This is a genomic window from Streptomyces sp. NPDC057543, assembly GCF_042801895.1.
GTDB lineage: Bacteria > Actinomycetota > Actinomycetes > Streptomycetales > Streptomycetaceae > Streptomyces.
The window spans coordinates 1-14882 of record NZ_JBHVFF010000213.1; the positions used below are offsets into that span (position 1 = coordinate 1).

The 14882-nt window shown below is 69.6% G+C and carries 13 protein-coding genes and 1 pseudogene; 12 read left to right on the forward strand and 2 right to left on the reverse strand.

What is annotated here, in order from left to right; translation table 11 throughout:
* Nucleotides 1-123 precede the first annotated feature (123 nt).
* Nucleotides 124-436: pseudogene (locus ACFU8Q_RS28990) on the reverse strand (ATP-binding cassette domain-containing protein); the annotation flags it as partial.
* A gap of 108 nt (nucleotides 437-544) precedes the next feature.
* Between ACFU8Q_RS28990 and ACFU8Q_RS28995 the strand changes: the two are divergent.
* Both ACFU8Q_RS28995 and ACFU8Q_RS29000 read left to right on the forward strand, forming a co-directional pair.
* Complete coding sequence (locus tag ACFU8Q_RS28995) at nucleotides 545-1180, forward strand: vitamin K epoxide reductase family protein (protein ID WP_384459067.1); 636 nt, start codon at nucleotides 545-547, stop codon at nucleotides 1178-1180.
* A gap of 69 nt (nucleotides 1181-1249) precedes the next feature.
* The gene (locus ACFU8Q_RS29000) at nucleotides 1250-2632 is read left to right on the forward strand and encodes a replication-associated recombination protein A (RefSeq protein WP_384459070.1); all 1383 of its coding nucleotides are present in this window, start codon (nucleotides 1250-1252) and stop codon (nucleotides 2630-2632) included.
* A gap of 63 nt (nucleotides 2633-2695) precedes the next feature.
* On the opposite strand, the gene ACFU8Q_RS29005 is transcribed toward ACFU8Q_RS29000, so the two are convergent.
* Entirely contained in the window at nucleotides 2696-3397 is a 702-nt protein-coding gene (locus ACFU8Q_RS29005; RefSeq protein WP_384459073.1) for a DUF2470 domain-containing protein, read from the reverse strand.
* 188 nt (nucleotides 3398-3585) lie between these two features.
* On the opposite strand from ACFU8Q_RS29005, the gene rpsD reads away from it, so the two are divergent.
* From rpsD to aroQ, 10 genes are all read left to right on the forward strand, one after another.
* A complete protein-coding gene (rpsD, locus tag ACFU8Q_RS29010; RefSeq protein WP_030918857.1) occupies nucleotides 3586-4200 on the forward strand; it encodes a 30S ribosomal protein S4 in 615 nt (204 codons plus the stop codon).
* 369 nt (nucleotides 4201-4569) lie between these two features.
* Nucleotides 4570-5019: a DUF948 domain-containing protein gene (locus ACFU8Q_RS29015; protein ID WP_384459094.1), complete on the forward strand. Its 450-nt coding sequence runs from the start codon at nucleotides 4570-4572 to the stop codon at nucleotides 5017-5019.
* A gap of 7 nt (nucleotides 5020-5026) precedes the next feature.
* On the forward strand, nucleotides 5027-5389 hold the full coding sequence (locus tag ACFU8Q_RS29020; RefSeq protein WP_384459076.1) for a DUF6167 family protein: 363 nt from the start codon (nucleotides 5027-5029) through the stop codon (nucleotides 5387-5389).
* Nucleotides 5389-8058, forward strand: coding sequence for an alanine--tRNA ligase (alaS, locus tag ACFU8Q_RS29025; protein ID WP_384459079.1), 2670 nt, complete (start codon nucleotides 5389-5391; stop codon nucleotides 8056-8058). Before ACFU8Q_RS29020 ends, alaS begins: the two co-directional genes overlap by 1 nt.
* An 8-nt stretch (nucleotides 8059-8066) precedes the next feature.
* Nucleotides 8067-8540: a Holliday junction resolvase RuvX gene (ruvX, locus tag ACFU8Q_RS29030; RefSeq protein ID WP_384459097.1), complete on the forward strand. Its 474-nt coding sequence runs from the start codon at nucleotides 8067-8069 to the stop codon at nucleotides 8538-8540.
* A 95-nt stretch (nucleotides 8541-8635) separates the two neighbouring features.
* Nucleotides 8636-10411 (forward strand): endolytic transglycosylase MltG, encoded by a 1776-nt coding sequence (gene mltG / locus ACFU8Q_RS29035; protein WP_384459082.1) that lies wholly within the window; start codon nucleotides 8636-8638, stop codon nucleotides 10409-10411.
* A complete protein-coding gene (locus tag ACFU8Q_RS29040; protein ID WP_384459085.1) occupies nucleotides 10398-11234 on the forward strand; it encodes a shikimate dehydrogenase in 837 nt (278 codons plus the stop codon). Before mltG ends, ACFU8Q_RS29040 begins: the two co-directional genes overlap by 14 nt.
* Before the next feature lie 147 nt (nucleotides 11235-11381).
* Nucleotides 11382-12566, forward strand: a complete 1185-nt coding sequence (gene aroC, locus ACFU8Q_RS29045; RefSeq protein WP_384459088.1) for a chorismate synthase — start codon at nucleotides 11382-11384, stop codon at nucleotides 12564-12566.
* A complete protein-coding gene (gene aroB / locus ACFU8Q_RS29050) occupies nucleotides 12563-14209 on the forward strand; it encodes a 3-dehydroquinate synthase (protein WP_384459091.1) in 1647 nt (548 codons plus the stop codon). Before aroC ends, aroB begins: the two co-directional genes overlap by 4 nt.
* Nucleotides 14206-14646, forward strand: coding sequence for a type II 3-dehydroquinate dehydratase (gene aroQ, locus ACFU8Q_RS29055; protein WP_266745098.1), 441 nt, complete (start codon nucleotides 14206-14208; stop codon nucleotides 14644-14646). Before aroB ends, aroQ begins: the two co-directional genes overlap by 4 nt.
* The last annotated feature ends 236 nt before the right edge of the window (nucleotides 14647-14882 follow it).

Genomic DNA, 14882 nt, shown 5'->3' on the forward strand with positions numbered 1-14882 from the left:
GCGACGCACCCTGCGAGGGGCTGCCCGGCGGATCGGAGCCGGAGAGACCCTGGCCGTCGCGCCGGTCCGTCCACCGGAAGGTCAGCGGTCACAGCACCGGACCGGCGACGAACCAGGCCCCTGGAGCGCCACGTCGAGACGGCGTCGTTGGTCACCGGAGAGCTCCTTGACACGGCACCGGCCTTCTGCACCGGACCCACCGTTGCGATGACATCCCCGCAGTCGCGCGGCCACGGGTAGGAGCGGGCGCAATGCGTCACCGTCTCCCGTACCGTCAACTCGGCGGGCGCGGATTCATCGTGCCGGACGACTCCGACCTGCGAACGCCAACGGCGGTCCGCGGAAGCCGGGTCCGCGCCGAGCGCCGGCGCGGTTCCCCGTCACGGTTGCGGCGGCCCTGCAGAATCTCCACGGTCGTGCACTTCACGGCCCCGTTCGTGCGCGAAGCTTCGCGCACACCTTTATGTCCATCGAACGGAAGTCCCGCGATGCGGTGCGGCAGAATGACCGTGCCCAGCAGGCCACTCACTGATGGAACGGCGATATGACGACTGCAGCGGTAGACCACCCCTCCTCCGACCAGGACGAGGACGGCGGGAAGAGGACCATCGGCGGCAGCCGGGCGTTGGCACTGCTGCTGGTGATCACGGGCGCCGCCGGACTCCTCGCCGCCTGGGTCATCACGATCGACAAGTTCAAGCTGCTGGAAGACCCCAACTTCACACCGGGATGCAGCCTCAACCCGGTCGTCGCGTGCGGCAACATCATGAAGAGCGAGCAGGCGGCCGCCTTCGGCTTCCCGAACCCGATGCTCGGTCTGGTCACCTACTCAGTGATCATCGGCATCGGCCTGGCACTGCTCGCGGGTGCCCGCTTCCGCAGCTGGTACTGGCTGGGGATGAACGCCGGCACGCTGTTCGGCGTCGGCTTCTGCACCTGGCTCCAGTACCAGTCGCTCTACAACATCAACTCGCTCTGCCTGTGGTGCTGCCTGGCCTGGGTCGCCACGATCTTCATGTTCTGCTACGTCACCACGCACAACATCAAGCACCGGATCCTGCCCGCGCCGAACTGGCTGCGCAACGGGTTGACGGAGTTCCACTGGGTGCCGCCCGTCCTGTGGGTCGGCATCATCGGCATGCTGATCCTGACCCGCTGGTGGGACTTCTGGACCAGCTGACCGGACCGCGGCTCCCGCCGGGCGACCGGCCCGGCGGGGATGTCGGTGCCGTGACATAGGCTTCAAAACGTGGAGCCCGACCTCTTTACCGCAGCCGCCGAAGACCGCCAGGAGAAGGACCCGTCCAGCAGCCCGCTGGCTGTCCGGATGCGCCCCCGCACCCTCGACGAGGTCGTCGGCCAGCAGCATCTCCTCAAGCCGGGCTCGCCGCTGCGCCGCCTCGTCGGCGAGGGGAACGGCGGGCCCGCGGGGCCCTCGTCGGTGATCCTCTGGGGCCCGCCCGGCATCGGGAAGACGACTCTCGCGTACGTGGTCAGCAAGGCCACCAACAAGCGCTTCGTCGAGCTCTCCGCGATCACCGCGGGCGTCAAGGAAGTACGGGCCGTTATCGAGGGCGCCCGCCGCGCCACCGGCGGCTACGGCAAGGAGACCGTCCTCTTTCTCGACGAGATCCACCGCTTCTCCAAGGCACAGCAGGACTCCCTGCTCCCGGCCGTGGAGAACCGCTGGGTGACCCTGATCGCCGCGACCACCGAGAATCCGTACTTCTCGATCATCTCGCCGCTGCTGTCGCGCTCGCTCCTGCTCACCCTGGAATCGCTCACCGACGACGATCTGCGCGGCTTGCTGCGGCGTGCCCTTGACGACGAGCGCGGACTGGGCGGCGCGGTGGCGCTGCCGGGGGACGCCGAGGCACATCTGCTGCGTATCGCGGGTGGCGACGCCCGTCGGGCGCTGACGGCGCTGGAGGCGGCGGCCGGAGCGGCGCTGTCCAAGCAGGAGAAGGAGATCACCCTCCTGACCCTGGAGGAGACGGTCGATCGCGCGGCCGTCAAGTACGACCGGGACGGCGACCAGCACTACGACGTGGCGAGCGCGCTCATCAAGTCGATCCGCGGCTCCGACGTCGATGCCGCGCTGCATTACCTGGCCCGGATGATCGAGGCGGGGGAGGACCCCCGGTTCATCGCCCGACGGCTGATGATCTCGGCCAGCGAGGACATCGGTCTCGCCGACCCCACGGCACTGCCCATCGCCGTCGCGGCGGCCCAGGCGGTGGCCATGATCGGATTCCCGGAGGCGGCGCTCACCCTGAGCCATGCCACGATCGCCCTGGCCCTCGCTCCCAAGTCCAATGCGGCGACGCTGGCGATCTTCGCCGCCCAGGAGGACGTACGGAAGGGCCTCGCGGGCCCCGTCCCGGCCCATCTGCGCGACGGCCACTACAAGGGCGCGGCCAAGCTGGGCCACGCCCAGGGCTATGTGTATCCGCACGACGTCCCAGGCGGCATCGCCGCCCAGCAGTACTCCCCGGACGCCGTCCGCGACAAGCACTACTACCGGCCCACGCGTTACGGCGCGGAGGCGCGTTACGCGGATGTGGTGGAACGGGTCCGCGAGCGCCTCGGCCGCTCGGGCCCCGACGGCGACGCCGGCCCGTCCACCGACTGAGGGGGACGCGCGGGACTCGAGGCCGGGCGAGGCCGGAAAGCCTGTGGGAACCGGTACCTCCGTTCAGTTCGCCGCCGCCTCGAAGAGCGTGTGCATGGCGTGGCGCAGTTCGCTGATGTCGCGCACCGGCTCGGGGAATTCGAAGCGTGCGTCGAAGCACCGCCGCCGGTCCTCGCAGAGGCGTACCCGCAGCCCGTACCGGTCCAGTGCGAGCGGTACGGCGGAGGGCCGGTGGGCCGCGCAGCGGCGGGCCGAACGCTCGCCCAGCAGTCCGCACAACGTGCCCAGTTGCTCGCCGTGCGCCGCGTGCAGATGCTGCAGCAGCTCCGCCTCGTGTCCGACGAGCGGGTCGGGCGCCGCGTTCCGGAATTCCTCCGGCCCGACCTCCTCGGCGCCCCACAGATCGTCGATGTACGCCTCGCCCGTCGCCAGCCGAAGCGTCGTCCGGCTCGGCCCCGACATGCCGGGTACGGTGGTGAGCCGGCCGGAGACCCGGGCGCGCCCGCGGATGCGGTGCGGCACGGAGACCGGGGCGACATCCGTGATCTCCAGCACAGCGCTCGGCCCTTCGCCCTCGGCGTGCGTCGCGGCCCGTACGGCCGGGGAATCCGCGGGGAGTTCGAGGAACAGGTCCCCGTCGGGGCCCACGCTCCTGGCCGACGGCATCAGCTGACCCGGGTCGGCCGCGTTCGGCCCGGGGACGAGCAGCACCGCCGAACAGGTACTCTGTACGAGAGTTCGTGTGCGCTCGGCTGCTGACGGCATCCGAGTGTTTTCAAGCCCGCCGGGACGCGGCTGACCACGATCTGATCGGTCCTCCGTCGTATCGGCACCCTGAGAGGTGTCGACGCTGTCAGTGCTGTCCGTGATGTGTGTGGTGTTCCCCGGGCGAGACATGCGATCTCCTCAAGTAAGGTGAGCCTAACCTAACCTACAACGGAGGTCTGGAGAACGTGCCTAACCAGTCGCGTCCCAAGGTCAAGAAGAGCCGCGCGCTCGGCATCGCGCTGACGCCGAAGGCGGTCAAGTACTTCGAGGCCCGCCCCTACCCGCCGGGCGAGCACGGCCGTGGTCGCAAGCAGAACTCGGACTACAAGGTCCGTCTGCTGGAGAAGCAGCGCCTGCGTGCCCAGTACGACATCAGCGAGCGCCAGATGGCGCGTGCCTACGACCGTGCCAAGAAGGCCGAGGGCAAGACGGGCGAGGCGCTGGTCGTCGAGCTCGAGCGTCGTCTCGACGCCCTGGTTCTGCGTTCGGGCATCGCCCGCACCATCTACCAGGCCCGCCAGATGGTCGTGCACGGTCACATCGAGGTCGATGGCCGCAAGGTCGACAAGCCGTCCTTCCGTGTCCGTCCCGACAACATCGTGATGGTCCGCGAGCGCAGCCGCGACAAGCACCCCTTCCAGGTTGCCCGCGAGGGTGGTTACGCCCCCGACGGCGAGACCCCGCGCTACCTGCAGGTGAACCTGAAGGCCCTGGCCTTCCGCCTTGACCGGGACCCGAACCGCAAGGAAATCCCCGTGATCTGCGACGAGCAGCTCGTCGTCGAGTACTACGCCCGCTGATCCCAGGCGTAGCCGCTCTCACCAGCGCTCCGGCCCGCCCCTCCCCGTCGTACGGGAGGCGGCGGGCCGTCGCGTTCTCCCCGGACCCGTCGGCGGCCCGGAAGAACGCCCCGGTGTTCCCGCGCCGCCGCGCGATTGCCGTCGGTCAGCCGGGACTCCGGACGCACCGCGGCGGCCCCTACGAACCCCTCGTGCCAACTGCGGTCCTTGCCGCCGGTAATGCGGTACGGGGCGCGACCACCGGCGCGATAGGCTCGGGTGACGACGACTGGCTGCCGCGGCGGCGGTCGGCGGACCGAGCAGAGACTGACAGAGACAGTACAGAGACAGCGACAAGCTAGAGAGCGGTGCACTGTGTCCGGTGGAGAGGTGGCCGGGATCCTGGTAGCCGTCTTCTGGGCGATCCTGGTTTCGTTCCTCGCCGTCGTACTGGTGAGGCTGGCCCAGACGCTCAGGGCGACCACCAAGCTCGTGGCGGACGTGACCGAGCAGGCGGTCCCGCTGCTGGCCGACGCCTCCGCCACCGTGCGCTCCGCGCAGACCCAGCTCGACAAGGTCGACGCGATCGCCACGGACGTCCAGGAAGTCACCTCGAACGCCTCGGCGCTCTCCACCACTGTCGCCTCGACCTTCGGCGGCCCGCTCGTCAAGGTCGCCGCGTTCGGCTACGGGGTGCGCCAGGCCATCGGCCGCAAGACCGGTGCGGAACCGGAACCTGCGCGCCGGCCGTCCCGTCGTACGGTGCTTGTCGGCCGTACCGTGCCGTCCGCGCGCGGCAGGAAGCGCAACGGCCGAAACTCCCGCGGATCGAAGGACTGACGCAGCGATGTTCCGCCGTACGTTCTGGTTCACCGCCGGCGCCGCCGCCGGTGTCTGGGCGACCACCAAGGTCAACCGCAAGCTCAAGCAGCTGACCCCCGAGAGCCTCGCGGCGCAGGCCGCCGACAAGGCGATCGAGACCGGTCACAAGCTCAAGGACTTCGCCCTCGACGTCCGTGAGTCCATGGCCCGGCGCGAGGCCGAACTGGGCGAGGCGCTGGGCCTGGAGGCACCGGTCGACCCCGAGCTCCCCGTACGGCGCCACTTCGTCGTCGAAGCGGCCGAGTCCGTCGGACCGGACCGGCCACTCGAAGGCACCCACTACCGCACGCTCCCCTACAACTCGTACAACCGGAATGAGGACCACTGATGGAGTCGGCTGAAATTCGTCGCCGCTGGCTGAGCTTCTTCGAGGAGCGCGGTCACACCGTCGTCCCTTCGGCGTCGCTCATCGCGGACGACCCGACTCTGCTGCTGGTCCCCGCGGGCATGGTTCCCTTCAAGCCGTACTTCCTCGGCGAGGTCAAGCCGCCCGCCCCGCGCGTCACCAGCGTGCAGAAGTGTGTTCGTACGCCGGACATCGAGGAGGTCGGGAAGACCACCCGGCATGGCACGTTCTTCCAGATGTGCGGCAACTTCTCCTTCGGCGACTACTTCAAGGAAGGCGCCATCAGTTACGCCTGGGAGGCTCTGACGAGCCCTGTGGCGGACGGTGGCTTCGGTCTCGACCCCGAGCGGCTGTGGATCACGGTCTATCTGGACGATGACGAGGCCGAGCAGATCTGGCGCGACAAGATCGGCGTACCGGCCGAGCGCATCCAGCGTCTGGGCAAGAAGGACAACTTCTGGTCCATGGGTGTCCCCGGTCCCTGTGGCCCCTGCTCCGAGATCAACTACGACCGCGGCCCCGAGTTCGGCGTCGAGGGCGGCCCGGCCGTCAACGACGAGCGCTACGTGGAGATCTGGAACCTGGTCTTCATGCAGTACGAGCGGGGCGCCGGTGACGGCAAGGAGGACTTCCCGATCCTCGGTGACCTGCCGTCGAAGAACATCGACACGGGTCTGGGCCTGGAACGCCTCGCCATGATCCTGCAGGGCGTACAGAACATGTACGAGACCGACACCCTGCGTGTCGTCATGGACAGGGCCACCGAGCTGACCGGTGTCCAGTACGGCGCCGACCACGGTTCGGACGTCTCGCTCCGCGTGGTTGCCGACCACATCCGTACCTCCGCGATGCTCATCGGTGACGGCGTCACCCCCGGCAACGAGGGCCGCGGCTACGTGCTGCGCCGCATCATGCGCCGCGCCATCCGCAACATGCGGCTGCTGGGTGCCACCGGGCCGGTCGTCGAGGACCTGGTCGATGTCGTGATCGAGACGATGGGGCAGCAGTACCCGGAGCTGATCACCGACCGCAAGCGCATCGAGACCGTCGCGCTCGCCGAAGAGGCCGCCTTCCTCAAGGCCCTCAGGGGCGGCACCAACATCCTCGACACCGCCGTCACCGAGACCAAGGCCGCCGGCGGCAAGGTCCTCGCCGGCGACAAGGCGTTCCTGCTCCACGACACCTGGGGCTTCCCGATCGACCTCACCCTGGAGATGGCCGCGGAACAGGGCCTCGCCGTGGACGAGGACGGCTTCCGCCGCCTGATGAAGGAGCAGCGGGAGCGGGCCAAGGCCGATGCCAAGGCCAAGAAGACGGGCCACGCCGACCTGTCCGCCTACCGCGAGGTCGCCGACAACTCCGGCATCACCGAGTTCACCGGCTACACCGCCACCGAGGGCGAGTCGAGGATCGTCGGCCTGCTCGTCGACGGCGTGCCCTCGCCCGCCGCCACCGAGGGCGACGAGGTCGAAGTCGTCCTGGACCGCACCCCGTTCTACGCCGAGGGCGGCGGCCAGCTCGCCGACCAGGGCCGGATCCGGCTCGACAGCGGCGCCGTCATCCAGGTCCGCGATGTCCAGCAGCCCGTCCCGGGCGTCTCCGTCCACAAGGGCTCGGTGCAGGTCGGCGAGGTGACCGTCGGTGCCTCGGCCTACGCCGCCATCGACACCACCCGCCGCCGCGCCATCGCCCGCGCCCACAGCGCCACGCACCTCACGCACCAGGCGCTGCGCGACGCACTGGGCCCGACGGCCGCCCAGGCCGGTTCGGAGAACTCGCCGGGCCGCTTCCGCTTCGACTTCGGTTCGCCCGCAGCCGTACCCGGTACGGTCCTCACCGACGTCGAGCAGAAGATCAACGAGGTCCTCGCCCGCGAACTCGACGTCCAGGCCGAGGTCATGTCGATCGACGAGGCCAAGAAGCAGGGTGCCATCGCCGAGTTCGGCGAGAAGTACGGCGAGCGTGTCCGGGTCGTCACCATCGGCGACTTCTCCAAGGAACTCTGCGGCGGTACGCACGTCCACAACACCGCCCAGCTGGGCCTGGTGAAGCTGCTCGGCGAATCGTCCATCGGTTCCGGTGTGCGCCGCATCGAGGCCCTCGTCGGCGTCGACGCGTACAACTTCCTCGCCAGGGAGCACACGGTCGTGGCCCAGCTCCAGGAGCTGGTCAAGGGCCGTTCCGAGGAGCTCCCGGAGAAGATCGCCGGAATGCTCGGCAAGCTGAAGGACGCCGAGAAGGAGATCGAGAAGTTCCGCGCGGAGAAGGTCCTCCAGGCCGCCGCCGGACTGGCCGACTCGGCGAAGGACGTACGGGGCGTCGCCCTGGTCACCGGTCAGGTGCCCGACGGGACCTCGGCCGACGACCTGCGCAAGCTCGTCCTCGACGTCCGTGGTCGCATCCAGGGCGGCCGCCCGGCCGTCGTGGCCCTGTTCTCCACCGCCAACGGCCGCCCGCTGACCGTGATCGCCACCAACGAGGCCGCCCGCGAGCGCGGACTCAAGGCCGGCGACCTGGTCCGTACGGCTGCCAAGACTCTCGGCGGCGGTGGCGGCGGCAAGCCGGACGTCGCTCAGGGCGGCGGCCAGAACCCCGAGGCCATCGGCGCCGCCGTGGCCGCTGTCGAACGCCTCGTCACCGAGACGGCGTGACGGCGGGGATGACGCAGATGCGCCGCGGCCGTCGGCTCGCGATCGACGTCGGGGACGCCCGGATCGGGGTCGCCTCGTGCGACCCCGACGGAATCCTCGCGACGCCGGTGGAGACCGTTCCGGGGCGCGATGTCCCGGCGGCCCACCGGCGGCTCGGACAGATCGTCCAGGAGTACGAGCCGATCGAGATCATCATCGGCCTGCCGCGGTCCCTCGGCGGCGGTGAGGGACCCGCCGCCGCCAAGATCCGCGTCTTCGCCCAGGAGGTCGCCCGCTCGGTCGCACCCATTCCGGTGCGACTGGTGGACGAGAGGATGACCACAGTGACGGCCAGTCAAGGGCTGCGCGCCTCGGGCGTGAAGTCCAAGAAAGGCCGTTCCGTCATCGATCAGGCTGCCGCTGTGGTGATCCTTCAGAACGCTCTGGAGTCCGAACGGTCCTCGGGTAAAGCCCCGGGCGAAGGCGTCGAAGTGGCTCTCTGATCGCGATACGGTAACGTTCCGCGCGATGCGGCGGTGTTCGAACAAACACCGCACAGCAAAGAGACGGAATGTCGTCTCGCGGCTCTAGGGGATCGATGACTGAGTATGGCCGGGGCCCCGGCTCCGAACCGTGGCATCCCGAGGACCCCTTGTACGGGGATCAGGGGTGGGGAGGACAGCAGTCTGCCCACGGCCAGAACCAGTACGGCGGCCAGCAGCCCTACCCCCAGGACCCGTACGCGCAGCAGCAGTCGCAGGACGCCTACGCGCAGCAGCAGCAGGACACTTACGCGCAGCAGCAGCCACAGGACCCTTACGCGCAGCAGCAGCCACAGGACCCTTACGCGCAGCAGCATTATCAGCAGCAGCCCGCGTACGGAGCCCCGCAGGACCCGTACGCGCAGCAGCAGCAACCTCAGTCCCAGCCCCAGCAGCCCCAGTACGGCAATGGTGGTTGGGATACCGGGCAGCAGTCCGCCGCGATGCCCTACGACGCCCAGCAGGCCGACCCGTACGGCGGCCGGCAGGCCGGCTACGGCGAGACGCATGACTACTACGGCACACCGGAGGCCTACCCGCCGCCGCAGCCCCCGGGCCGCCGGGAGGCCGTCCCCGAGCAGGCCCCCGCGCAGAGTCCCGACTGGGACCCGGAGGCCCAGCCGGAGGAGACCCACCCCTTCTTCACCGGCGCCGACGACCGCAGCGACAAGGACGACGACGAGCACGACGACGACCCGCGCGAGTCACGCCGCGGCGGTCGCGGTGGCAATGAGCGCCGGGGCGGCAAGGGGAAGAAGAGCCGCAGCGGTGTCGCATGCCTGGTCGTCGCGGTGGTGCTGGTCGGTGGCGTCGGCGGCGTGGGCTACCTCGGTTACTCGTTCTGGCAGGACAAATTCGGCGCGGCGCCCGACTACACCGGCACGGGCACCGGCGAGGTCGAGGTCGAGATCCAGAAGAACGCCTTCGGCTACGACATCGGCAACATCCTGAAGCAGAAGGGCGTCGTCAAGAGCGTCGACGCGTTCGTCGCCGCGCAGAACGACAACCCCAAGGGCAAGTCGATCCAGGCCGGCGTCTATCTGCTCCACGAGAAGATGTCCGCGGCCGAGGCCGTGAAGATGATGCTCGACCCGAAGAGCCAGAATCTTTTGGTGATTCCCGAGGGTTACCGCAATGTCGACATCTATTGGATGGTCGACAAGAAACTGGGCCTCAAAAAGGGAACGACCAAGGGAATTGCCACGTCCAAGGCTTCCGACCTCGGTCTGCCCGACTGGGTGAGCAACGACAAGGACATAAAGGACCCGCTGGAGGGATTCCTGTACCCGGCCGCCTATCCGGTCACCAAGGAAACCAAGCCGGAGACGATCCTGAAGAAGATGGTCTCCCGCGCCAACGAGGAGTACGAAAAGTTCGACCTCGAGGGAACGGCCAAGAAGCACAACCTGGACGGTCCTTGGCAGGTCCTCACCGTCGCCAGCCTGGTCCAGGCTGAAGGCCTCACACACGACGACTTCCGCAAGATGGCTGAAGTCGCCTACAACCGCTTGGAGCCGGACAACACGGTCACGAACCGTAAGCTTCAATTCGACTCCTCATTCAATTACCTCAAGAACCAGAGTAAGATCAAGATCAGGTCGAGTGAGATCCTGAGCAATCCGGACCCGTACAACACCTATTACCACGAGGGCCTTCCACCGGGGCCGATCAGCAATCCGGGCGACGAAGCCCTGCGCGCAACGCTCAATCCCACTCATGACGGGTGGATGTTCTTCATCTCGCTCGACGGCAAGAAGACCGAGTTCACCAAGACGGCCGCCGAGCACGAGAGGCTCAACAAGAAGTTCAAGGAACAGCATGGCCTCGACTGACGGGCGTCGCCGGGCGGCCGTTCTCGGCTCGCCCATCGCCCACTCGCTCTCCCCGGTCCTGCACCGGGCCGCGTACGCCGAACTCGGTCTCGCCGGATGGTCGTACGACCGCTTCGAGATCGATGAGGCCGCGCTCCCCGGCTTCGTCGAGGGGCTCGACTCCACCTGGGCGGGGCTCTCGCTGACCATGCCGCTCAAGCGCGCGATCATCCCGCTGCTGGACTCCATCAGCGGGACGGCATCGTCGGTGGAAGCCGTCAACACGGTCGTCTTCACAAAGGACGGCCGCCGGGTCGGCGACAACACCGATATCCCCGGCATGATCGCCGCACTACGCGAACGCGGTGTGGAGAAGACCGACTCCGCCGCCGTCCTCGGTGCCGGGGCGACCGCTTCCTCCGCGCTCGCCGCGCTGTCCGAGATCTGTACGGGACCGGTCACGGCGTACGTCCGCAGCCGGGAACGGGGCCGGGAGATGCGCGGCTGGGGCGAACGGCTCGGCGTCGACGTGCGGATCTCCGACTGGGCGGAGGCCGAGCAGGCGCTGCACGCCCCGCTGGTCGTCGCCACCACTCCGGCCGGTGCCACGGACGCGCTGACCGGCGCCGTGCCGGACCGGCCGGGCACGCTCTTCGATGTGCTCTACGAGCCCTGGCCGACCGGACTCGCGGCCGCCTGGGCGGCTCGTAACGGCACAGTCGTCGGAGGTCTCGACCTTTTGGTACACCAGGCCGTCCTCCAGGTCGAGCAGATGACCGGTCGCGCGCCCGCTCCGCTCGTGGCCATGCGGCAGGCCGGGGAAGCGGCGCTCGCCACCCGCTGACCCCTCTCACGCCCGCGACGGAAGACGTCCGTCTTCTGGACCGGCGACCGGTTCACGCCCCGGCCGTGGGAGGATCAAAGACGGCGGGCCAGGGCCGCGCACCCGGTCGCGCCGTCGCAGTTCCAGGCGCGAGCATGAGGAGCACCGTTGAGCAGGTTGCGCTGGCTGACCGCGGGGGAGTCGCACGGCCCCGCACTCGTGGCGACGCTGGAGGGTCTTCCCGCCGGCGTCCCGATCACCACGGAGATGGTGGCGGACGCACTCGCCCGGCGGCGGCTCGGTTACGGCCGCGGTGCGCGGATGAAGTTCGAGAAGGACGAGGTCACCTTCCTCGGCGGGGTGCGGCACGGTCTCACCATGGGCTCGCCCGTCGCCGTGATGGTGGGTAACACCGAGTGGCCCAAGTGGGAGCAGGTCATGTCGGCCGACCCGGTCGACCCCGAGGAACTGGCCGCGCTGGCCCGTAACGCCCCGCTGACCCGCCCGCGTCCCGGCCACGCCGACCTCGCCGGGATGCAGAAGTACGGCTTCGACGAGGCACGGCCGATCCTGGAGCGCGCCAGCGCCCGGGAGACAGCGGCCCGGGTGGCGCTCGGCGCCGTCGCACGGTCGTACCTCAAGGAGACCGCGGGCATCGAGATCGTCAGCCATGTCGTCGAACTGGCCGCGGCCAAGGCGCCCTACGGCGTCTACCCGACGCCGGCCGACGTCGAGCGGCTGGACGCCGACCCGGTGCGCTGCCTGGACGCCGACGCGAGCAAGGAAATGGTCGCCGAGATCGACCAGGCCCACAAGGACGGCGACACCCTCGGCGGCGTGGTCGAGGTGCTGGCGTACGGAGTGCCCGTCGGCCTCGGCTCGCACGTCCACTGGGACCGCCGCCTCGACGCCCGGCTCGCCGCGGCCCTGATGGGCATCCAGGCGATCAAGGGGGTCGAGGTCGGCGACGGCTTCGACCTGGCCCGGGTCCCCGGTTCCAAGGCGCACGACGAGATCCTGGTCACCGAGGACGGCATCAAGCGCGCCTCCGGCCGCTCCGGCGGCACCGAGGGCGGTCTGACCACCGGTGAGCTGCTGCGGGTCCGCGCCGCGATGAAGCCCATCGCGACCGTGCCGCGCGCGCTCGCCACCGTCGACGTCGTCACCGGTGAGCCCGCCAAGGCCCACCACCAGCGCTCCGATGTCTGTGCCGTTCCGGCGGCGGGCATCGTCGCCGAGGCGATGGTCGCACTGGTCCTGGCCGACGCCGTCGCGGAGAAGTTCGGCGGCGACAGCGTCGCGGAGACCCGTCGCAACGTGCAGTCGTACCTCGACCATCTGCAGATCCGATGAGCGGCCCGCTGATCGTCCTCGTGGGGCCGATGGGCGTCGGCAAGTCCACGGTCGGTGAACTGCTCGCCGCCCGGCTCGGCACCACGTACCGGGACACCGACGCGGACGTCGTCGCCAGGGCCGGCAAGCCGATCCCCGAGATCTTCTACGACGAGGGCGAGGAACACTTCCGCGAACTGGAGCGGCAGGCCGTGCACACCGCCGTCGCCGAGCACGCGGGCGTCCTCTCCCTCGGCGGCGGCGCCGTGCTCGACGCGACGACCCGCGCGCTGCTCGCCCACCACTCCGTCGTCTATCTCTCGATGGACGTCGAGGAGGCCGTCAAGCGGGTCGGCCTGAACGCCGCCCGTCCGCTGCTCGCCGTCAACCCGCGCCGGCAGTGGCGCGAGCTGATGGACGCCCGCCGGCACCTGTACGCCGAGGTGGCCCGGGTGACCGTCGCCACCGACGAGCGCACCCCCGAAGAGGTCGCCCAGGCGGTCCTCGACGCACTGGAACTGCCGGAGCGCACGGACGACCCCGTCGCCCCCGGCCGGGAGAACACACGTATGACCGAGCAGGGCCCCACCCGTATTCAGATCGCCGGCAGCGCGGGCACCGACCCGTACGAGGTGCTGATCGGCCGGCAGCTCCTCGGCGAGCTGCCCACGCTCATCGGCGACCGCGCCAAGCGGGTCGCCGTCCTGCACCCCGAGGCACTTGCCGAGACCGGTGAGGCGGTCCGTCAGGACCTCGCCGAGCAGGGCTACGAGGCCATCGCGATCCAGCTGCCGAACGCCGAGGAGGCCAAGACCGTCGAGGTCGCGGCCTACTGCTGGAAGGCACTCGGGCAGACCGGCTTCACCCGCACCGACGTCATCGTCGGCGTCGGCGGCGGAGCCACCACCGATGTCGCCGGATTCGTCGCCGCGACCTGGCTGCGCGGCGTGCGCTGGATCGCCGTACCCACGACCGTGCTCGCCATGGTCGACGCGGCCGTCGGCGGCAAGACCGGCATCAACACCGCCGAGGGCAAGAACCTCGTCGGCGCCTTCCACCCGCCGGCCGGGGTCCTGTGCGACCTCGCCGCGCTGGACTCGCTGCCGGTGCACGACTACGTCAGCGGCCTGGCCGAGATCATCAAGGCCGGCTTCATCGCCGACCCCGCGATCCTCGACCTCGTCGAGGAGGACCCGGAGGGCGCCCGTACGCCCACCGGACCGCACACCGCCGAGCTGATCGAGCGGGCCATCCGGGTCAAGGCCGAGGTCGTCTCCAGCGACCTGAAGGAATCCGGGCTGCGCGAGATCCTCAACTACGGCCACACCCTGGCCCACGCCATCGAGAAGAACGAGCGCTACAAGTGGCGGCACGGCGCGGCCGTCTCGGTCGGCATGGTCTTCGCCGCCGAGCTGGGCCGGCTGGCCGGGCGCCTCGACGACGCCACCGCCGACCGGCACCGCGCCGTCCTGGAGTCCGTCGGACTCCCGCTCACCTACCGCGGCGACCAGTGGCCCAAGCTGCTGGAGAACATGAAGGTCGACAAGAAGTCCCGCGGCGACCTGCTGCGCTTCATCGTCCTCGACGGCCTCGGTAAGCCCACCGTGCTGGAGGGCCCCGATCCGGCCGTGCTGCTCGCCGCCTACGGGGAGGTGTCGGCGTGACCCGCCGGGTCCTCGTCCTCAACGGGCCGAACCTCGGCCGGCTGGGCTCCCGCGAGCCCGATGTGTACGGCGCGACGTCCTACGCCGGGCTCGTCGAGACCTGCCAGGCGCTCGGCAAGGAGCTCGGCTTCGCCGTCGACGTCCGGGAGACCAACGACGAGGGCGAGCTGATCCGCTGGCTCCACGAAGCCGCGGACGGTTCAATTCCGGTCGTTCTCAACCCGGGGGCTTTCACCCACTATTCGTACGGAATGCGGGATGCGGCGGCCCAGCGCACCGCCCCGCTGATCGAGGTGCACATCTCGAACCCGTACGCACGGGAGGAATTCCGCCACAACTCCGTGGTCGCACCGGTCGCCACGGGGACCGTGGCGGGATTCGGCATCGGCTCCTACCGCCTCGCTCTGCGTGCCCTCGCGGACGAGCTGACCGACTGACGGACCCGTACACCGGACGGCCGACCCAGGGCCTCTCGTTTGGATCATGCCGGGCTCGCGTGCCCCGGCACCGCGCCTCGCGGCGTTGTCGTCAGTCTTCCTCGAGCTCTCGGCTCCGCTCGAGCAGGGGAGGCCCCAGCGGCTCCGCCATGGCTCTTTCCTGCGCCTTGCGATGCACGGCACCGCGGTGACATCAGCCGCTCCGCGGCGGGCCGCTCCCTCATCCGGCCTGATCC